20 protein-coding genes and 1 tRNA gene are annotated in these 20,406 nt (G+C 40.8%); 5 read left to right on the forward strand and 16 right to left on the reverse strand.

Annotation, left to right across the window (positions count from 1 at the left end; all coding sequences use genetic code 11):
* Positions 1–102: 102 nt before the first annotated feature.
* The 9 genes from vncS to cshA form a co-directional block, all read right to left on the reverse strand.
* A complete protein-coding gene (gene vncS / locus D8855_RS03455; protein WP_125416040.1) occupies positions 103–1,431 on the reverse strand; it encodes a sensor histidine kinase VncS in 1,329 nt (442 codons plus the stop codon).
* Positions 1,428–2,084 carry a response regulator transcription factor VncR gene (gene vncR / locus D8855_RS03460; protein ID WP_125416043.1) on the reverse strand — a complete coding sequence of 219 codons (657 nt, stop codon included), beginning with the start codon at positions 2,082–2,084 and terminating at the stop codon, positions 1,428–1,430. Before vncR ends, vncS begins: the two co-directional genes overlap by 4 nt.
* A 142-nt stretch (positions 2,085–2,226) precedes the next feature.
* The gene (vex3, locus tag D8855_RS03465) at positions 2,227–3,606 is read right to left on the reverse strand and encodes an ABC transporter permease subunit Vex3 (RefSeq protein ID WP_084863041.1); all 1,380 of its coding nucleotides are present in this window, start codon (positions 3,604–3,606) and stop codon (positions 2,227–2,229) included.
* 55 nt (positions 3,607–3,661) lie between these two features.
* Positions 3,662–4,309: an ABC transporter ATP-binding subunit Vex2 gene (vex2, locus tag D8855_RS03470; RefSeq protein WP_024057461.1), complete on the reverse strand. Its 648-nt coding sequence runs from the start codon at positions 4,307–4,309 to the stop codon at positions 3,662–3,664.
* Positions 4,310–4,321: 12 nt separating this feature from the next.
* Positions 4,322–5,599 (reverse strand): ABC transporter permease, encoded by a 1,278-nt coding sequence (locus D8855_RS03475; RefSeq protein WP_033686805.1) that lies wholly within the window; start codon positions 5,597–5,599, stop codon positions 4,322–4,324.
* 136 nt (positions 5,600–5,735) lie between these two features.
* Positions 5,736–5,821 (reverse strand) — tRNA-Leu (locus D8855_RS03480).
* A gap of 80 nt (positions 5,822–5,901) precedes the next feature.
* Positions 5,902–6,477 (reverse strand): cysteine hydrolase family protein, encoded by a 576-nt coding sequence (locus tag D8855_RS03485; RefSeq protein ID WP_125416046.1) that lies wholly within the window; start codon positions 6,475–6,477, stop codon positions 5,902–5,904.
* Entirely contained in the window at positions 6,477–7,265 is a 789-nt protein-coding gene (codY, locus tag D8855_RS03490) for a GTP-sensing pleiotropic transcriptional regulator CodY (RefSeq protein ID WP_000940721.1), read from the reverse strand. The genes D8855_RS03485 and codY overlap by 1 nt, the downstream gene beginning before the upstream one ends.
* A gap of 254 nt (positions 7,266–7,519) precedes the next feature.
* On the reverse strand, positions 7,520–9,094 hold the full coding sequence (gene cshA / locus D8855_RS03500) for a degradosome RNA helicase CshA (protein WP_125416049.1): 1,575 nt from the start codon (positions 9,092–9,094) through the stop codon (positions 7,520–7,522).
* Between the two features lie 329 nt (positions 9,095–9,423).
* Between cshA and D8855_RS03505 the strand changes: the two genes are divergently transcribed.
* The 5 genes from D8855_RS03505 (at position 9,424) to D8855_RS03525 (ending at position 15,201) form a co-directional block, all read left to right on the forward strand.
* A complete protein-coding gene (locus D8855_RS03505; protein WP_125416051.1) occupies positions 9,424–10,740 on the forward strand; it encodes an FAD-containing oxidoreductase in 1,317 nt (438 codons plus the stop codon).
* A gap of 213 nt (positions 10,741–10,953) precedes the next feature.
* On the forward strand, positions 10,954–12,297 hold the full coding sequence (gene murT, locus D8855_RS03510; protein WP_125416054.1) for a lipid II isoglutaminyl synthase subunit MurT: 1,344 nt from the start codon (positions 10,954–10,956) through the stop codon (positions 12,295–12,297).
* On the forward strand, positions 12,297–13,079 hold the full coding sequence (gatD, locus tag D8855_RS03515; protein WP_125416057.1) for a lipid II isoglutaminyl synthase subunit GatD: 783 nt from the start codon (positions 12,297–12,299) through the stop codon (positions 13,077–13,079). The genes murT and gatD overlap by 1 nt, the downstream gene beginning before the upstream one ends.
* A gap of 127 nt (positions 13,080–13,206) precedes the next feature.
* Positions 13,207–14,289 carry a M24 family metallopeptidase gene (locus tag D8855_RS03520; RefSeq protein ID WP_125416060.1) on the forward strand — a complete coding sequence of 361 codons (1,083 nt, stop codon included), beginning with the start codon at positions 13,207–13,209 and terminating at the stop codon, positions 14,287–14,289.
* Positions 14,290–14,301: 12 nt separating this feature from the next.
* On the forward strand, positions 14,302–15,201 hold the full coding sequence (locus D8855_RS03525; protein ID WP_125416063.1) for a hypothetical protein: 900 nt from the start codon (positions 14,302–14,304) through the stop codon (positions 15,199–15,201).
* A 56-nt stretch (positions 15,202–15,257) separates the two neighbouring features.
* On the opposite strand, the gene D8855_RS03530 is transcribed toward D8855_RS03525, so the two are convergent.
* From D8855_RS03530 to D8855_RS03565, 7 genes are all read right to left on the reverse strand, one after another.
* Positions 15,258–15,719 (reverse strand): ECF transporter S component, encoded by a 462-nt coding sequence (locus tag D8855_RS03530; protein ID WP_084888661.1) that lies wholly within the window; start codon positions 15,717–15,719, stop codon positions 15,258–15,260.
* Positions 15,697–16,470 carry a bifunctional hydroxymethylpyrimidine kinase/phosphomethylpyrimidine kinase gene (locus D8855_RS03535; protein WP_049510664.1) on the reverse strand — a complete coding sequence of 258 codons (774 nt, stop codon included), beginning with the start codon at positions 16,468–16,470 and terminating at the stop codon, positions 15,697–15,699. Before D8855_RS03535 ends, D8855_RS03530 begins: the two co-directional genes overlap by 23 nt.
* Positions 16,460–17,209, reverse strand: a complete 750-nt coding sequence (gene truA, locus D8855_RS03540) for a tRNA pseudouridine(38-40) synthase TruA (protein WP_125416066.1) — start codon at positions 17,207–17,209, stop codon at positions 16,460–16,462. The genes D8855_RS03535 and truA overlap by 11 nt, the downstream gene beginning before the upstream one ends.
* A gap of 99 nt (positions 17,210–17,308) precedes the next feature.
* Positions 17,309–18,460, reverse strand: coding sequence for an MFS transporter (locus D8855_RS03545; RefSeq protein ID WP_049510666.1), 1,152 nt, complete (start codon positions 18,458–18,460; stop codon positions 17,309–17,311).
* 239 nt (positions 18,461–18,699) lie between these two features.
* Entirely contained in the window at positions 18,700–19,329 is a 630-nt protein-coding gene (locus tag D8855_RS03550; protein ID WP_124787806.1) for a Pr6Pr family membrane protein, read from the reverse strand.
* Between the two features lie 2 nt (positions 19,330–19,331).
* Positions 19,332–19,670, reverse strand: coding sequence for a zinc ribbon domain-containing protein YjdM (locus D8855_RS03555; protein WP_001061584.1), 339 nt, complete (start codon positions 19,668–19,670; stop codon positions 19,332–19,334).
* A gap of 207 nt (positions 19,671–19,877) precedes the next feature.
* The gene (locus tag D8855_RS03565; protein ID WP_049510669.1) at positions 19,878–20,396 is read right to left on the reverse strand and encodes a Dps family protein; all 519 of its coding nucleotides are present in this window, start codon (positions 20,394–20,396) and stop codon (positions 19,878–19,880) included.
* Positions 20,397–20,406 lie beyond the last annotated feature (10 nt).

Genomic DNA, 20,406 nt, shown 5'->3' on the forward strand with positions numbered 1-20,406 from the left:
TTTACATTGTTCATTTTATCACTTTTTGACAAAAAAATCTAGTTTTTCCCGCAGTTTCGATTGAATTTCTTCTAGCTTCATCTATGTAAACCCTTTCTATCCCTAGTCTTGGGAGACTTTTGGAAAAGTTATGAAGAAGGTTAAACGATTATCCTCCATCTCGAAACGATAAGCTAATTTTTCATGTTCTAATAGACTCTTAACCACAAAGAGCCCCATCCCAGATCCCTTAGCCTTGCGATTAGCATTATCAGAGAAAGATTGGGCTAGTTTTTCTTGTTCCTCGGGACTGCAGCTATTTTCTATAAAGAGTTCTCCTTCTCTTTCTCCAATGCGAACTAAGCCACCCGGAACAGAGTGCTTGATAGCATTACTGATGAGGTTAGACAGAATCAATTTCATGACAGATGGGTTTAGATAGGCCTGCTGATGGGTCAAACTATTGTCTATCTGGAGGTCTCTTTCCTTGGCTAGCAAGGCATAATCCTTGACTAGACTTTGCGTCATCTGGAGCAAATCAATTTCTTCCCTATCATCTCGTAATTCTTGTACAGAAGAGAGAGAAAGTATCTGGAGAACGTGGTGATTGAGCTCATCCACAATTCCTAAGGCTACTCCCAGATAGTGGTCTCTATCCTTATAACGACCGACATTTTCTTTCATGTTTTCGATCAGGATTTTCAAACTAGCCAAGGGTGTTTTCAGTTCATGAGAAGCCCCTCGCAAAAATTCGACCTTCATCTTTTCAAGCTGGAGAATGGCTTCATTCTTGTCATGCAAGTCCGCAATAACAGTCAAAAGATGCTGGTAAAGGCTATTGATTTGTTCCTTGAGATCACCAATCTCATCCTTAGAGTCCACGCGCAATCGTACTTGGGTATCTAGTTCCATCATCCGACGGGTCACTCGCTTGATTTCCAATATCGGAGCAACAATAGTCCGAGCATAGATATAGGCCACCAAGAGGGAAATCAGAAAGGATGCCAGCAAGGTATAGGGAAGAAACTGGAGACTGATTTGCTCTGCTTCCTTTTGCAAGTCCATGGAAGCTAGAAACTGGAGAGTCATAGTACCACCGTCTTGCGTTTTCACCTCGCGCTCCTCGATAAAAAGAGAGGTGGTCTGGCGGTCTGTATCCAGAGGAAGGCTGTCCTTGACTTCTAACTTGTCCTCGGTCATCTCGCCCTTAACGGCCCCCTTGATATCACTAGTTTGGGAATACAAGTCTAACACTTGCTCGATACTCTGCCTATCCTTTCCTTCTAGTGACTGGGCAATGGCTGTCGCTTTCTGACCAATGGTTTCCTGACGATGACTCAGATAAGTCGAAGGAAAAAGAAAATAAATAGCTAAATGAAGACAAATGACTAGAACACTAAAAATCGAGAAGGTATAGATAAATATCTTTGTAAATAAGCCTGTTCGTTTCATTTTCGCTCCAATTTATAACCAACATTGCGCACAGTAAGGATGCAGTCCAGGTCTAGCTTTTTCCGCAGTTCCTTGATATAGACATCAATGACACGGTCAAAGGGAACCTCATCTGTCGCTTTCCAGACGGCATCGATTATCTGAGATCGGGTCAAGGCCCTTCCTTCATTTTTAACCAAATAATCAAGAATTTCCAGCTCTTTAGCATTGATAGCTACTTCCTCACCTGCTAGGCTGGCACTGTAGCTCTCAAAGTCCACCTTGGTATCCTTATAGGAGAAGATTCGTCCCGTATCATAATAGCGCTTGAAAATCGCATCCACCCTCACTTTTAAGAGGGAGAGGGAGAAAGGTTTTTCCAGATAGCCATCTGCCAGAGAGGCAAAAGCACTCATCTTATATTCCTCATCCTGAAAAGCTGTCAACATCAAGACAGGGACCTGACTTGATTTACGAATCTCAGCTAAGACTTCTAGGCCATTGAGCTTGGGCATTTGGATATCCAGTAAAACCAAGGCTACTTCATAGCTGGAAAATTTTTCTAAGGCTTCTTGCCCATCTGCAGCCTCAATGGTTTCATAACCACAATCCGTCAAATAATCACTGACCCCCTCACGGATCATCTCTTCATCTTCTACAATTAAAATTTTCATAGAAAAAACGTTTCACATTCCTTTAAATTTATTGTAAATCATCTCAATTTCATCCTGAAAGAAAGAGACCTTATCAAGATAAAATAGATAAAAATGCTACCTATATTATACCCCATTTAAGGGAGAATAGGTAGCATGTTTTTTATTCACTATCCAGCAGAAGCTCTTTTGGTTGTTTTCTGAGGAGATTGCTTGAAGCAAGCGCCATAACGAGAACCACTAGAACCAAGGCAAGGACAAAGACGATGATAAAGTCCGATGTCTGAATGGAAATATCTAGGCTCGACAAGGTCTTGCTAAAGCCATCTACTTCTGCACCACCACCAAGGTTAGAGGCTTGAGCAGCCTTGCTGGCTTGCTTGGCAACACCTGAAGTGACATTGGCAAGAACAGTATTTCCGATTGCACGCGCTGTGTAAGTAGCTAAGAAGTAAGCAGAAACTAGAGCAGGAATGGCAATCAAGATAGATTCAGTGATGAATTGCCCCAAGATACTTGCCTGCTTGAGACCGATAGAGAGGAGAATTCCAACTTCCTTGCGACGGGCATTGATCCAAAGGCTGAGCAAGAGGGCAAGGAGAAGGACTGAGAAGCTCAAGCTACCCCAGAAGAGGAGGTTGGCCATCTTGTACATACCAGAGATAGATTGCTCAAGAGCTGGGTAGTTAGATGAGCTCTTAACAAGTGTATAGCTCTTCCAGTTGATACCGCTGATGCCATTCAACTCTTTCATAACATCATCCAAGTTCTTGTCCGCTGTTACAAAGAAGGTTGCGTCCCCATAAATAGCTGTGTCTTCTGTATAACCATATAGTTTAGCAGCTGTATGGATGTCTGTGATGGCTGTATTTTCATAGAGTTCTTGTGAGTAGGTTACTGCTGACTTATTATGACCATCAAAGAGTCCCTTGATTGTCACTTCGACTGTTTCCTTGGCACCTTTTTCATTGTCTGCATCGTAGATATTAGAGTCTAGTTTGACCTTGTCCCCTACTTTCCAGCCGTGTTTGGCTGCCAAGTCCTTGTGCAGGAGGATCTTGTCCTTGTCGTCGTTTGTTAAGTGCTCACCTTCGACCAATTTATAAGAACCAGAGACAAACTTGTCTTCTTTGGAAGAGTCATTGACACCAGTGATCATTAAGCTGCTTCCAAAATGTTTAGCACGGTCAGGTGTCAGATTTTTCTTGGTATCTGGCGTTTCGATGAGTTCATATCCAGTCAAATCTCCGATAGCATTGATGCGTTTCACATAAGACTCAATGGCCTTGTTTTCGGTGATTTTTTTGATGTCCTCACCCTTAATATTCCCAGCACCACGTGGCGTTCCTTGATTGACGCGACGATTGATTTGCATGGAGAAGCTGTTGGTGATATTTTTAAAGGTCTCCTGAGAAGCCTTGGCAGTAGCTCCCTTGATCGACAAGCCGACCAAACTCAAGCTCGCCATGAGGAGAATAATCAGGAAGATGACAATCGATTTGAAAAACTTCCTTGTAACATAGGCAAATGCGTTGTGTAACATAGGTTCCCTTTCTAGATGTTGTTCTATTTTATAGTTCGAACAGAAAAAGCTCGTATTATTTCGTCGTATTGCGAGTTTCAGTCAGTTTCTTGTCCTTCAACTCAAGTGTAATATCTGATGCTTGTGCCACTTCTTTGCTGTGAGTTACGACGATGACACATTTACCTGTTTTCTCGGCAAGTGATTTGAGCAGTTCGACAATATCTCCAGCAGTTTTAGGGTCCAGATTTCCCGTTGGCTCATCCGCTAGAATAACTGGAGCTTCTGAGACCAAACTACGAGCAATAGCAACACGTTGTTGTTGACCACCTGATAACTGGAGAACATTCCGCTTGATCTGACTTTCATCCAAACCAAGCTCAAGAAGTGTATCCTTGCTTGCCTTTTTGTTGACCAAGCGGATATTTTCCAGTGGAGAAAGATAATCTATCAAGTTATAATTTTGAAAGACCAGGGAAATATGGTGCATACGATGGTAGGAATAGCCCTTCTTACGAATATCCTCTCCTTGGAAAAGGATAGAACCTTCAACAGGACTATCTAGACCAGCCAGTAGGGACAAGAGAGTGGATTTTCCTGCTCCTGACTCCCCAATAATACTGTAAAATTTCCCGGGTTCAAAATTATAATTGATCTGATATAGGACTGCTTCAGCAGTGTTCTTATAACGGTAGGTAACATCTTGTAATTGTAATAAAGTCATGATTTCTCCTTCTTAACTAATAGATGATAAAATTTCTTTCGGTGATTTTCTAAATAAGAATAGGAAACAAAGAGCTACAGATAAGCAACTAAGCAGAACTAGAAAAACATAGGATTCTGCAAAAGATAGGATGTTGGTTGATAGACTGCTTGCTTTGGCTAGCGTGTCTTGTAAGACTGCCTGATCTCCACTTGCTAGTAGGGTTTGGAGTAGGTAAGTTGTGATTGCGTTGCCTGCAGCAAATGCTGGAAGCAAAGCACCAATAGATACCAAAACTACCTCTAAACAGAATTGTAGGAAGATCGAGCTCTTTCCTTTTCCAAGTGCCAGTAAAATTCCCACTTCGTAGATCCTTTCTCTCAACCAGAGAGACAAGACCAAAATCAAGGCTCCAGCTCCAGCTATCAACATCCCATAAAGGAAGATGGTCAGAAAGGTTTGGAAAGTAGCAACTGAGTCTTTGATTTGTTCAAAAGCCTTGTTTTCCTTTTCGACTTGATAGCCTTGATTTTCCAAAGACAAGTTTTCCACCTGCTTCATGAGTTCGTCCATTTCCTTAGGATTTTCTACATAGAAGCGAGCTGCACTGACTAGAGATTCACCATTTCCTAAAAGACTTTGGCTACTTTCATAGTCTGTAAAGACTTGGTTTTCACTGAAGTCAGAAGACAAGCCTGTGAATTTCTCTTGCTTTTTACCAGAAAAGATGCCGACGATTTCAAACTCGACAGTTTGTCCTTTACCAGCCTCTGACTGACCAGCTTCTAAGGCAATCTTGTCATGAAGGGAAAGACTATTCTTCTTAGCCAACTCTTCGTGGATGATGATTTTCTTGGAATCCCCTTTTTGAAGGTGTCGCCCTTCTTTTAAATTGAAAGCCGAACTGGTAAAGGTCACATCCTTGGATGAATCCTCAAGAGCCGTTAAGCTAACCAAGTTCTTGTCCGCCACTGACAAATCATCACGCTCCACGCTCTGCTCGCCACTTACTGCTTCCTTGTCTTTTAGTTTTGCGACCGTCTCGAGTTCAGGAGAAACATTTTCCAGTCCCTTAATCTTGCTTACAGATGCTAGGTCTGACAACTTGAATGTCTGACCATTTTCTATCTTCTTAATAGAAAAAGAGGTATTGAGTGATTTGTAAAGATTGGTTTCAACTGTTTTGTTGGACTTCATCAGAGTCAAACAGGCTGAAATTCCAGCCAATAGAACCAATAAAATCAGAAATAAAATAAAACTTCTCAGTCGTTTTCTGCTGACATAAGCCCAAGCTCTTTGGATTGGATTCATTCGTCACCTCCATATTTGTAAGACTATTATAAAATCCAAATATGAAATGTTTATGAAATACAAAAAAAGAGCAAAAATTTTTTTGCTCTACTTTAATTAGATAAAAAAAAGCTAGCCTAAGCTAACTCTTATCCTATGCGGAGAGAGGGACTTGAACCCTCACGACCTAAAGCGGTCACAGGATCCTTAGTCCTGCGCGTCTGCCAATTCCGCCATCCCCGCGTCGATTACTTTACTAGTATATCAACTTTTGGGATCCTTGTCAACACTTTTTTTCAATTTTTTTCATTTCATCAAATAAATTACTCTGAAATTTCATTTAGATTTTCATCTACTAACTTAGCTCCAAGTGTGTTTTTGAAATGACCTAGGGCAAATTGATGATTTTCAGGCCAGATGGAAGCAACGGCTGGTTTAACAATCTCGATGTCATACCCTAGATTATAGGCATCTATAGCTGTATGCAGGACACAGATATCCGTCAAGACTCCTGTTAAGATAACTGTTGAAATTCTACGCTCTCTCAAGCGGATATCCAGGTCAGTCCCTGAAAATGCTGAGTAATGGCGTTTATCCATCCAAAAGACACGACTGTCTGAACCATGCTCTTGATAAAAGGTTCCCAAATCTCCGTATAAATTCCGTCCACTAGTCCCAATCAAATTGTGAGGAGGAAATAGTTTGCTTTCTGGATGAAAACAATCATTTTTTTCGTGAGCATCAATGGTAAAGAAGATGTAATCTCCACGTTCAAAAGCCAATCGAGTTACCTTACTAATGGCATCTGAAATTGCTTGAGCTGGAGCACCTGCTGTCAATTTTCCACTATCAGCAACAAAATCTTCTGTATAATCAATCGAAATTAAAGCCTTAGTCATTAGTAATCTCTTTTCTTCACTTCTTCAAAAATATCTGAAATCAAGACCTTAAGGTAGGTTCCCTTCATTCCAAGTGAGCGACTTTCAATAATCCCAGCAGACTCAAGTTTACGAAGGGCATTAACAATCACAGAACGGGTAATACCGATACGGTCTGCAATCACTGACGCAGTCAACTGACCTTCGTTTCCGTTTAACTCCCCTAAAATTGCTGAAACAGCACGGAGTTCTGAGTAAGAAAGGGTATTGACCGCCATGGTAACAGCAGTACGACGGCGGATATTTTTCTCATCTTCTTCACGTTGGAAGTTGAGGAGCTGAATCCCAACAACGGTACTGGCAATCTCAACAAGGATCAAGTCCTCATCTTCGAATTTCTTATCATTGCGCCAAATAATCAAAGAGCCAAGTCGAATCCCTGATACATGAATCGGTGCAATCGTTGTCAAGCCATCTGGAAAATCGGCACGACTTTCCACAGGGAAAATACTCAAATCATGATCAACTGTCAGATTGGCTTCTGTATCGTAAATCATGTTCGCACCTTGAATGTAGTCATCTGGGAAAATTTTAGTTTGGAAGAACTGCTCTACACGATCTGTATTGGTTTTGTAACGCATAAAATAGCCAAGGAGACGTCCCTTGCTATTAACGATACAGGCGTTACAGTCAATAATATCTGCCAATTGACGGGTAATCGCATTGTAGGGGAGTTCTTCCTGTAACTGCTCGTCTGAGCGCTTCAGGATAGAAGTAATTTTTCTAGTTTTTTCTAATAAATGTGCCATTTTTCACCTCGAATTTAATCGCTATCATTATAACATAAACAGCTTGAATTTTCAATTATTATCTGAAAATTGCTTATTTAATTGCAATTTGAAAAAACAAGAATATTTTTAATCAAATTGCTTCTTTTCTATTGACAAGCTCCCTATTTTTGTGTATTATAATATTACAAGAAGATAATATATATATTTATTTATCTTTCTTTTCCATTCGGTCTCCTTATATAAAAAAGCGATTCATTTTGAACCGCTTTTTCTTATTTATCGCCCTTGTTACGAATAACAAAGCCTGTTTGCTTTTCGCTTGAAGTATTGCGTGGTTTTTTATTATCCTTACGGTAACGTTTTTCCTTATCAAAACGATCATTGCCACGACTTCCTTTTTTGAAATCATCACGACGACCACCACGACGGTTGTCTCCACGGCGATTGTCACGACGGTCATCTCCACGACGACCTCCCTTACCTTTACCACCGAAGCCATTACCTGATGGTTTAAACGGTAGTGGTTTTTCACGCGCAATCTCTACCTCAGGAAGGCTATCTGGATCTTGAACAGTCAGACTCAAGATATACATTGCCAATTCTTCTGGAGTAAATTCGGCAGCCAGCTTACGAGCATCCTTACCAAATTTCTCAAAGTTGGCACGGATAGTCTCATCTGCAAAATCACGTTCGATTTTCTTGAGAGCTACGTGTTTTTTAGCTTGGAAGGCTTCTTCTGCACTTGCAGGTTTGAGACCTTTCATGCGTTTCTTAGTCAAGTTTTCGATGATTTGAAGGTAGCCCATTTCATTTGGAGCAACAAAGGTAATTGATTGACCTGATTTACCAGCACGACCTGTACGACCGATACGGTGAACATAACTTTCAGGATCTTGTGGAATATCGTAGTTATAGACATGGGTCACACCTGAAATATCCAAACCACGCGCTGCAACGTCTGTCGCAACCAAAACATCAAGATTGCCATTTTTAAAGTCACGAAGGACACGAAGACGTTTGTTTTGGTCTAGGTCTCCATGAATTCCTTCTGCACGGAAGCCACGGATTTTCAAACCACGAGTCAATTCATCTACACGGCGTTTTGTACGACCAAATACGATAGCAAGTTCTGGTTGTTCCACATCCATGAGACGAGTCATGGTGTCAAATTTTTCTTGTTCTTTGACTCGGATATAGTATTGGTCAACCAATTCTGTTGTCAATTCCTTGGCAGCAATTTTCACATGCTCAGGTTCTTTCATAAACTGAACACCGATACGTTTGATAGCATCTGGCATAGTTGCTGAGAAAAGAAGAGTTTGACGGCTTTCAGGGACACGGGAGATGATAGCTTCGATGTCTTCTAAGAAGCCCATGTTGAGCATTTCATCCGCTTCGTCAAGGATAAGAGTTTCAATATCTTGTAATTTCAAGGCCTTGCGTTTAATCAAGTCCAAGAGACGACCTGGAGTTCCCACCACGATATGGGCACCAGATTTAATAGCCTTAATTTGTTTTTCAATGCTTGATCCGCCATATACTGAGCGGACTTTGACTCCCTTACTACGACCAAATCGGAAGAGTTCTTCTTGACTTTGGACAGCAAGTTCACGTGTTGGAGCGATAACCAAAGCTTGGATGGTCGCTTCTTCTGTACGGATTTTTTCAAGGGTAGGCAAACCAAAGGCTGCAGTTTTTCCTGTACCAGTCTGAGCTTGACCGATAACGTCCTTGCCTTCAAGGGCCAAGGGAATAGTTTGTTCTTGGATCGGACTGGCTTCTACAAAACCAGCTTTTTCAATCTCTGCTAGCAAATCAGCAGACAAGTTTAATTCATTAAATTTCACGTTATTCTTCTTTCTAAAGGTGGTGCGAAGCCACCCTATAGGGCTTAGTCTATACTTTTCTTTTTATGACGTATTTTCATATACTGGATATAAAATCGTGTTGCTTCTTTTCCACAAAAGAAAAGTACTGTTTTCTTTGCAACTTATCTAGTATAACACAAGAGAGAAGCAAAAGATAGCCTAATCCATCGATAAAGTCATGTAAACGATTTTTCTGAGAAAATAAAGTTAAACTTTCCACTATTTCATAAACTTTTTTAAAGCGTAGCAGAATTGTGCAAAAGTTTTTTTCTTGTGCTAGAATGAAATTCGAATAGGAGGAACTCTAAATGTTAACTTATGATTTAATCGTTATCGGATTTGGTAAAGCTGGTAAAACACTAGCAGGTAAATTGGCTTCAGCTGGTAAAAAAGTTGCCCTCGTTGAACGTAGCAAAGCTATGTACGGTGGAACTTGTATCAACATTGGTTGTATCCCAACTAAGACTTTGCTGGTTGCTGCTGAGAAAGACTTGTCTTTTGAAGAAGTGATTGCTACCAAAAACACTATCACTAGTCGCCTCAACGGTAAAAACTATGCGACTGTTGCTGGTACAGGCGTCGATATCTTTGATGCGGAAGCTCACTTCCTTTCAAATAAAGTCATCGAAATCCAAGCTGGTGATGAAAAGAAAGAACTGACTGCTGAAACAATCGTCATCAACACTGGTGCTGTTTCAAACGTCTTGCCAATCCCTGGACTTGCTACAAGCAAAAACGTCTTTGACTCAACAGGTATCCAAAACTTGGACAAATTACCTGAAAAACTTGGAGTCCTTGGTGGTGGAAATATCGGTCTTGAATTTGCAGGTCTTTACAACAAACTTGGAAGCAAGGTTACAGTTCTAGATGCCTTGGATACTTTCCTTCCTCGTGCAGAACCTTCAATCGCTGCTCTTGCTAAACAATACATGGAAGAAGACGGTATTGAATTACTTCAAAACATCCGTACTACTGAAATCAAAAACGACGGTGACCAAGTGCTTGTCGTAACTGAAAACGAAACTTACCGTTTCGATGCCCTTCTCTACGCAACTGGACGCAAACCAAATGTAGAACCACTTCAACTTGAAAATACAGATATTGAACTAACTGAACGTGGCGCTATTAAAGTAGACAAACATTGTCAAACAAACGTTCCTGGTGTCTTTGCAGTTGGAGATGTCAACGGTGGCCTTCAATTTACTTACATTTCACTTGATGACTTCCGTGTTGTTTACAGCTACCTTGCTGGAGATGGCAGCTACACACTTGAAGACCGTCTCAATGTACCAAATACTATGTTCATCACACCTGCCCTTTCACAAGTTGGTTTGACTGAAAGCCAAGCAGCTGATTTGAAACTTCCATACGCAGTGAAAGAAATTCCTGTTGCAGCAATGCCTCGTGGTCACGTAAATGGAGACCTTCGCGGAGCTTTCAAAGCTGTTGTTAATACTGAAACAAAAGAAATTCTTGGAGCAAGCATCTTCTCAGAAGGTTCTCAAGAAATCATCAACATCATCACTATTGCTATGGACAACAAGATTCCTTACACTTACTTCACAAAACAAATCTTCACTCACCCAACCTTGGCTGAGAACTTGAATGACTTGTTTGCGATTTAAGTTGAGATTTAATCGTATCGAACAGCCCTCTGAGGGCTGTTTTCATTTCTGCGAAATCTCATACTCTTCGAAAATCAAATTCAAACCACGTCAGCTTTATCTGCAACCTCAAAGCGGTGCTTTGAGCAACCTGCGGCTAGCTTCCTAGTTTGCTCTTTGATTTTCATTGAGTATCAAATCTGTCTTTTCCCTCTTTTATGATATAATAGAACCATGAAATTAAAAACTACTTTGGGCCTTCTTGCTGGGCGTTCTTCCCACTTCGTTTTAAGTCATCTTGGCCGTGGAAGTACGCTTCCAGGAAAACTTGCCCTTCAATTTGATAAAGATATTTTACAAAACCTAGCTAAGAACTATGAGATTGTCGTAGTCACTGGAACCAACGGAAAAACCCTGACAACTGCCCTCACTGTCGGCATTTTAAAAGAGATTTATGGTCAGGTTCTTACCAACCCAAGCGGTGCCAACATGATTACAGGGATTGCGACAACCTTCTTAACAGCCAAATCTTCTAAAACTGGGAAAAATATTGCCGTTCTAGAAATCGATGAAGCCAGTCTATCTCATATCTGTGACTATATCCAGCCAAGCCTTTTTGTCATCACGAATATCTTCCGTGACCAGATGGACCGCTATGGTGAGATTTACACGACTTATAACATGATTTTGGATGCCATTCGTAAGGTGCCTACGGCTACTGTTCTCCTCAATGGTGACAGTCCACTTTTCTACAAGCCAGCTATTCCAAACCCAGTACAGTATTTTGGTTTTGACTTGGAAAAAGGTCCAGCAAAGCTTGCTCACTACAATACCGAAGGGATTCTCTGCCCTGACTGTCAAGGCATCCTCAAATATGAGCACAATACCTATGCCAACTTGGGTGCCTATATCTGTGAAGACTGTGGATGTAAACGTCCTGATCTCGACTATCGCTTAACAGAATTGGTTGAGTTAACCAACAATCGCTCTCGCTTTGTCATTGACGGACAAGAATACGGTATTCAAATCGGTGGTCTCTACAATATCTACAACGCCCTAGCTGCGGTTGCTATCGCCCGTTTCCTTGGTGCAGATTCACAACTCATCAAGCAGGGATTTGATAAGAGTCGTGCTGTCTTTGGACGCCAAGAAACCTTCCATATAGGTGACAAGGAATGTACCCTTGTCTTGATTAAAAATCCAGTCGGTGCAACTCAAGCTATCGAGATGATTAAACTAGCACCTTATCCATTTAGTCTATCTGTTCTTCTTAATGCCAACTATGCTGATGGGATTGATACTAGCTGGATTTGGGATGCGGACTTTGAACAAATCACTGACATGGACATTCCTGAAATCAACGCTGGTGGTGTTCGCCATTCTGAAATTGCACGTCGTCTCCGAGTGACAGGCTATCCAGCTGATAAAATCACTGAAACAAGCAATCTGGAACAAGTTCTTAAGACAATTGAAAACCAAGACTGCAAGCATGCCTATATCCTGGCTACCTATACTGCTATGCTGGAATTCCGTGAACTGCTGGCTAATCGTCAGATTGTTAGAAAGGAGATGAACTAATGGTTTATACTTCACTTTCCTCAAAAGCTGGCAATTACCCTTATCAGCTCAACATTGCCCACCTCTACGGAAACCTCATGAATACCTACGGGGACAATGGAAACATCCTCATGCTCAAGTACGTGGCTGAAAAACTGGGAGCCCATGTGACGGTTGACATCGTTTCTCTCCATGATAACTTTGATGAAAATCACTACGACATCGCCTTTTTCGGTGGTGGTCAAGACTTTGAACAGAGTATCATTGCAGACGACCTACCTGCTAAAAAAGAGAGCATTGACAACTACATCCAAAACGACGGTGTGGTCCTCGCTATCTGCGGTGGTTTCCAACTATTGGGTCAATATTATATTGAAGCTTCAGGGAGACGTATCGAAGGGCTAGGTGTCATGGGCCACTACACGCTCAACCAGACCAATAACCGTTTTATCGGGGACATCAAGATTCATAATGAAGATTTCGATGAAACCTACTATGGCTTTGAAAATCACCAGGGCCGTACCTTCCTCTCGGATGACCAAAAACCACTGGGACAGGTTGTCTATGGAAATGGAAACAATGAAGAAAAAATCGGTGAAGGCGTTCATTATAAAAATGTCTTTGGTTCCTACTTCCACGGACCTATCCTCTCTCGTAATGCCAATCTGGCCTATCGCCTAGTCACTACTGCCCTCAAGAAGAAATATGGTCAGGACATCCAACTCCCTGCCTATGAAGACATTCTCAGCCAAGAAATCGCTGAAGAATACAGCGACGTCAAAAGCAAGGCTGACTTTTCTTAAACAAGGTAAAACTATATCAAAGAACTCCGTTATCTTGTCGGAGTTCTTTTTGACTTTTCTTTTACCCTTCTCCCTTGCATTTTCTCTCATTTTTTGCCAAAATAGAGGGGTAGAAAGAAGGTAGCATATGTCTAAATTACAACAAATCGTAACATATCTTGAATCAGAAAAACTAGACGTCGCTGTCGTATCTGACCCCGTCACAATCAATTACCTCACTGGCTTTTACAGTGATCCCCATGAACGCCAAATGTTCCTTTTTGTCCTAGCAAATCAGGAACCTCTCCTCTTTGTCCCAGCCCTTGAAGTAGAACGTGCTACTAGCACTGTTTCCTTCCCAGTTGTGGGCTATGTGGATTCTGAAAATCCATGGCAAAAAATGAAACATGCTCTTCCTCAACTTGACTTCAAACGTGTCGCTGTTGAGTTTGACAATCTTATCTTGACCAAATATCATGGTTTAAAAACCGTTTTTGAAACTGCTGAGTTTGAAAACCTCACACCTCGTATCCAACGCATGCGCCTCATCAAATCAGCTGACGAAGTGCAAAAAATGATGGTTGCAGGTCTCTATGCGGACAAGGCTGTTAAAGTGGGGTTTGACAATATTTCTCTTGATAAGACGGAGACAGATATCATCGCTCAAATCGACTTTGCCATGAAACGTGAAGGCTATGAAATGAGTTTTGATACCATGGTCTTGACTGGTGATAATGCTGCAAATCCACACGGTATTCCAGCAGCTAATAAGGTTGAAAATGATGCTCTTCTCCTCTTTGACCTCGGTGTTCTGGTCAACGGCTATGCGTCAGATATGACTCGTACAGTCGCTGTTGGTAAACCTGACCAATTCAAGAAAGACATTTATAACTTGACTCTTGAAGCCCAACAAGCTGCTCTTGACTTTATCAAGCCAGGTGTGACTGCCCATGAAGTGGACCGCGCTGCCCGTGAAGTCATCGAAAAAGCTGGTTACGGTGAGTACTTCAACCACCGTCTTGGTCATGGTATCGGTATGGATGTCCACGAATTCCCATCCATCATGGAAGGAAACGACATGGTCATCGAAGAAGGCATGTGCTTCTCTGTTGAACCAGGTATCTATATCCCTGGTAAAGTCGGTGTTCGTATTGAAGACTGTGGTGTTGTTACCAAGGATGGCTTTGACCTCTTTACAAGCACCAGCAAAGGCTTGCTTTATTTTGATTAATGGTATTATTTTATGTTAAATGATCTCTTTAAATTTGTAGATAATGTTACTAGTGAAACTTCTAAAGTCGTAAATGATATTGTTAATGAATCTTCAAAGGTTGTAAATAATATTGCAAATGAATCCTCAAAAGTTGTAAATGATATTGCAAATGAGACTGCAAAAGCCGTGAAAGTAGTTGTAGATGAAACTTCTAAAATAACTACCAATACTGTAGATGGAGCTGTTTGCATTGCCAATAATACTATAACAGGAATTTCTAATTTTATAAGTGTACCTGGTAAAGTTGTAAATTTAGTTTTTGAAATACACTCATGGAATAATCAGGAGCGTCTTGAAAAGAAACAAGATGAAGAACGTAGGCAATCTTTATCCATTCAATTCCCTGAATTCTTAAATCAAGAAGAGTTTAATAGAATAATTCATGAAGAAGCTAATCAAATTATTCGAATTAAAAAAATAGAAATTAATCAAGCTTTAATTAATTTTGAGGTGTATTCAATTAGTAGGATTTCAACTTGGTTTTTTACTTTAGATTATAATGATTATGGCAGTTTAACGGGGAAAGTTAGAATTTCCAGAGATAATACTGACTCAAGTATCCCTAAAAATATTAGTTTGCGAATTTCTGAGCGACTTAATGCCATTTTAAAAAATCAGTATATCCTTTCACCTGACGATTATGATATTTTACTTACAAAAGAACCTACAGACGTAAAAGAGATTTTTGAAAATTTTGGATTTCATAATGTAACATTACTTGAAGAAAGATATGAAAAATTACCTCATTTTATTAAGAATTACAAAATACATAGCATTACAATAGGAAATTGCAAATATTTTGATAAAGATTCCTATTTTGATAGTAATTCTTCTGTTGTGATTTCCTATTATCTACAAGAAAACCAATAATAAAAACGTAAAGTTAGCAGAAAAATCATTACTACTAACTTTACGTTTTTTAATCTTTACTTAATCTTCTTGATACTTTGACTAAGAATAAATCCTACAATCATCCCTACCATATTTTGCATGAAATTTGGTAGAATTTCTGGTAGGGCTGCTGCCCAGCCATTCATCAAAGTAGAACCCAAGGCGTAACCCCCTACCATGGCAATCGTTGCTAAGACAAGGCCTAACCACTGAGTTTTTCCTTTAAATCCTGCGAAAAATCCCTGCAAGCCATGGTTAACCAAGCTAAAGAACATCCACTGAGGATAGCCTGATAAGAGGTCAATCAAGAAACCTGCTAGTCCTCCTACTACAGCCCCTTCACGACTACCAAAGTAGAAGGCCGTAAAGAAGACACCCGCATCTAAAAGAGTTAGAATGCCTGTCGGTGTTGGAATTTTTAAGAAATAACCTAGAACCACAGAGAGGGCGGTTAATAGGGATACAAGGGCGATTTTAGTTGTTTTGGTTTGCTTCATATTGTCTTACTCCATACTGATCTGCTTGTGCAATAGAACGATAAACGAAAGCCTTAGAGCTTTCTACTGCTAGTAAAAGTTCATCACCTTTGACTAGGTGACTGGCAATGCTAGAGGCAAAGGTACAACCTGCACCAGCATTTTGCCCTTGAATGACGGGATTTTCTAGGACTGTAAATGTTTGTCCGTCATAAAAGACATCCATAGCCTTGTCCTGACTAAGGCGATTACCTCCCTTGATAATGACTGCTGGCGCTCCTAATTCATGCAATTTCTGCGCTGCAGTTTTCATATCTTCAAGGGTTTTAATCTCTTGATCTGCTAGTAATTCTGCTTCAGGAAGATTAGGAGTAATCACACTGACATGAGGGAAAAAGCGAATCAACTCTTGGCAGAGTTCACTTACAGCTACGTCGTGTGTTTCCTTGCAGACCAAGACAGGGTCCAATACCACAGGCACTCCTGGGCGTTGTTTGATAAAGTCCAAAGCCTTCTCAGCTACGCTGACAGTTGGTAGAAGACCAATCTTAATTCCCCCAAACTCTACATCACGCAAGCTATCTAATTCATGTTGAAAAATGGTATCGTCAGTTGGAAAGACTTCAAATCCTTTTTCTGTCAAGGCTGTCAAACAAGTCACTGCTACAAAGCCATGCAAGCCGTTCAAAGTATAGGTAGCCAAATCCGCGGACAAACCACCACCACTAAAAATATCGTTTCCAGAAAGTGCTAAAATACGATTATTCTTCATAACGAATCTCCTTTAAATATAAACCATTTGGTGCTGCAGTGGGACCTGCAAGCTGCCTGTCCTTTTTCTCCAAGATGAGGTCAATCTGCTCTACTGGCATGCGGTTATTGCCGATTTTGAGCAGTGTCCCCACCATATTGCGAATCTGCTTATACAAGAAACCATTTCCTGAAAAGGTAAAAGTCAAAAACTGGCCTGTCTCATCAACCCTAAGACTAGCTTCTGTAATAGTACGAACCTTGTCCTCTACACTAGTCCCAGAGGCTGTAAAACCGGTAAAATCATGTGTTCCCTCTAGCTTTTTGATTGCAATCTGCATGCGTTCCACATCGAGTGGATAGGGAAAGTGAGTGGCATAGTGACGGCGCATAGGATTCTTGGGACGGCCCCTATCCACGATAAACTCATAGGTCTTACTGTGCTTGGCATAACGGCAATGAAAATCATCCGCCACAAGCTCAATCGAAATCACATCAATATCTTCAGGGGACTGAGTGTCTAGAGCAAAACGGAGCTTCTCCTCATCCATTTGATAAGGCAGGTCAAAATGAATAACCTGTCCCAAGGCATGAACCCCACTATCTGTCCTACCAGCACCGTGAACAGTAATGGCTTGCCCCTTATTTAACCTGGTCAAGGTTTTTTCTATTTCTTCCTGAACGCTACGCGCATGGGGCTGGCGTTGAAAGCCCGCAAAGGCGTAACCATCATAGGAAATAGTTGCTTTATATCTCGTCATAACTTCTATTTTATCAAGAAAATAATCTGAAAACAAGGTTCAAAAACAAATATTGTCTGGGTGCAAAATTCACAAAAAGAAAAACTTAGGAAACCAATCCTAAGCTCTCTTTTGAAGTAAGTACATGACAAAGATAGAGGTTACAATCAACCACCCTCCTAAGATACTAAAGACCAACATACCATTGTGACTTAGTAAGCCAATCGCACCTAGAACGAATGGAGTCGTAAAAGCTCCGAAACTACAGCCTAATACAGCAAATGAAGTTGCTTGATTGAGGAGTTTAGCTGGAATTCGTTCAGAGACCAGTTGAAAGACCGTCGTCAAGGCTACACTGTAGGCAAAACCAGCCAGAATACTCCCTGCCACTACCACCCACAAGGATGGAGACAAGGCAATCACAATTTGCCCTAAGCCGAAGGTAATACCAGACCAGAGGAGCAATTTTTCCTTAAAGATAGAAATCAAGAAAGAAAAACTCACCCCAGCCACAATCCCAATCAACTGCATGATACTAAGAACAAAACTAGATAACTGGGCATCTCCAAGTCCTCTTTCCACCATCAAACTTGGAATACGGATGGTAATAGCTGTATTGGTACAAACTACAACTGCCGCTTCAATAGCTAGGGTAAAAATCAAGCCTTTCATTTCTCGAGTTAAGCGACTTACTTCCTTCGCTTTTTTCTTGACTTCTTTCTTTTCCTTTCCATAAGGGACAAAGAGCAGATAAAGGGTCAGTACCAAAAATCCAGCACTATAGGCTAGGAAGGTAGCTGTCCAACCGAAGGCCAACAATTGGCCGACTGCCAAGGTAATGAGAGAAGCCCCAACGACCTCTGCAGAACCGCGTAGCCCTAACATCTGAATTCGCGTTTTTCCTTGATAGCGTTCACTGATAATGGAAATGGCCTTGGCATTAATCATCCCAACACCCAAACCAAAAAGAATCCGTGTTCCAAAAACAAAGGGGTAGGCTTGATACCAGAAAGGTGCGATTCCACTAAGAGATAATATTAGCAAGCCCAAACTAATCTGTAATCGCTCAGGAAATATTTTTTCTAAGAAACCATTTAGTAATAACATAATCATGATTCCAAAGGAAGGCAAGCTCGCCAAGAGCTCAATTTGTTCCTTAGGATAACCTTGATAATAGTCAAACATGGCTGGCAGAGCACTCGAGATGGAAAAGGATGTAATCAAAACGAGGGAGAGAGCCAAAATACTGGCCCGTTCTAAAAATTGTTTCATGAAATCTCTTTCTATATTTCTCTTAATCTTCTACTTTTTTGATAGTTATCAAACAGGCAAGAAAAGAAAAAGCCTCTTGGGTGTATAGACTCCTTCTTAAACTCGAAAATGAATCTCTTGTGTCTTATACTCAATGAAAATCAAAAAGCAAACTAGGAAGCTAGCCGCAGGTTGCTCAAAGCAGTGTTTTGAGGTTGCAGATGGAAACTGACGTGGTTTGAAGAGATTTTCGAAGAGTATTAGGATGACTTTCTCTTGATTTGCTTAATAAAGTAGAAGATAAATCCTGCCACCATATAGGCAACAAAGATAATCAGACACCACTTGAACACGACATCCCACCCCTTGTTCACATTCAAAAAGAAGTAAGGGAAGGGACTGACCTTAGAATTAGGAATTTCTAGTTTCAGTACCAAGCCATTAAAAAGAGCAAAAATCATATAAAGCAAGGGTAAAATCGTCCACACAACTGGATCCCAAATCTTGTATTGACCCTGTTTGTCAAAAAAGAGGGTATCTGCTAAAAACCAGAGGGGAACGATATAGTGGCAAAGGAAATTTTCCAGAGTATAGAAATTAGTCGCAATGGGCGCTAAAAGGAAATGGTAAATCACACAGGTAATCATGATACTCATGGTGACCCCACCTTTTAAGCGCAGGAGACTTGGCCTTTGCCAGTTTTCACCTAAACGGCTCATAACCTTTAGTAGATAGAGCGTAAAAATCGCTACTAAGAGGTTGGACAGAACCGTGTAATAGAGAAGCATCCCAAATCCACCATGCTTGGCGATTTCAAGATAAACTCCCGTAAAAGCCGCTAGAAACAAGAAGATACGGCTATAAAATGTAAGTTTGTAGTTTTTTGACATGCTTAAATTTTCTTCACAAACTCTGATTTGAGTTTCATGGCACCGAAGCCATCAATCTTACAGTCGATATTGTGGTCGCCTTCTACGATGCGGATATTTTTCACGCGCGTCCCTTGTTTCAAATCTTTTGGCGCACCTTTTACTTTCAAGTCCTTGATGAGGGTTACTGTATCACCGTCAGCCAATTTATTCCCGTTGGCATCGATAGCAACAAGGCCCTCTTCTACATCTGCAACTTCAGCAGGATTCCACTCATGAGCACACTCTGGGCAAACCAGTAGGGCACCGTCTTCGTAGACATACTCTGAATTACATTTTGGGCAATTTGGTAGGTTGTTCATGGTTTCTCCTTATCATCATTCACTATTCTTTGAAAATCAAAATTTCTCGAACAGCAACTATTATACCTTAAAATCAGCATTTTGACAAATGAGTCGCCGGAGAAGCAAAGAAAAAATCATGTAACTTTGTCTGCTACATGATTTTTAAAAGATAGTTTATCATGAGTAGTGATACAGAAACTCATGATAGAAAGGGATGCATTTATCTTACAAACCAGGTGCTTGTCCAAGTTCTGCCGCAAGCATCCAAACCGTTTTCTCAAGTTCAGCTTTAGCACCAACAAAGATATCGTTTGTCACATCATCACCTTCTTCATCAGTAACATCCAAAGCTTTTTGGAACAGAGTGATGAGATAACGATAAACATCTAGGACACGTTCCAAGCTTTCTTCAACACTACGGAATTCTCCTTCTTCTTCTTCGATTTCACTATGTTGAAGGAATTCTGTCAAAGTAGAGAATGGGCTTCCCCCAAGTGTAATCAAGCGTTCGCTGATTTCGTCAAGATAGCCATCAAGGCTGTCCATGTATTCATCCATTTTTGGATGCCATACAAGGAAACCACGACCACGCATGTACCAGTGCACTTGGTGCAAGGCAACGTGGGCTACGTATAAATCAGCAACAGCTTGGTTCAAGACTTCCTTTGTTTTTGCCAATGCTACTGGCGCTGCTTTTGTCAATGATGTTACGTCTTTTACTGCTTCTTTTTTCAATTCTACCATTTTATTTTAC

This window comes from Streptococcus mitis (genome assembly GCF_003942685.1).
GTDB lineage: Bacteria > Bacillota > Bacilli > Lactobacillales > Streptococcaceae > Streptococcus > Streptococcus mitis_CD.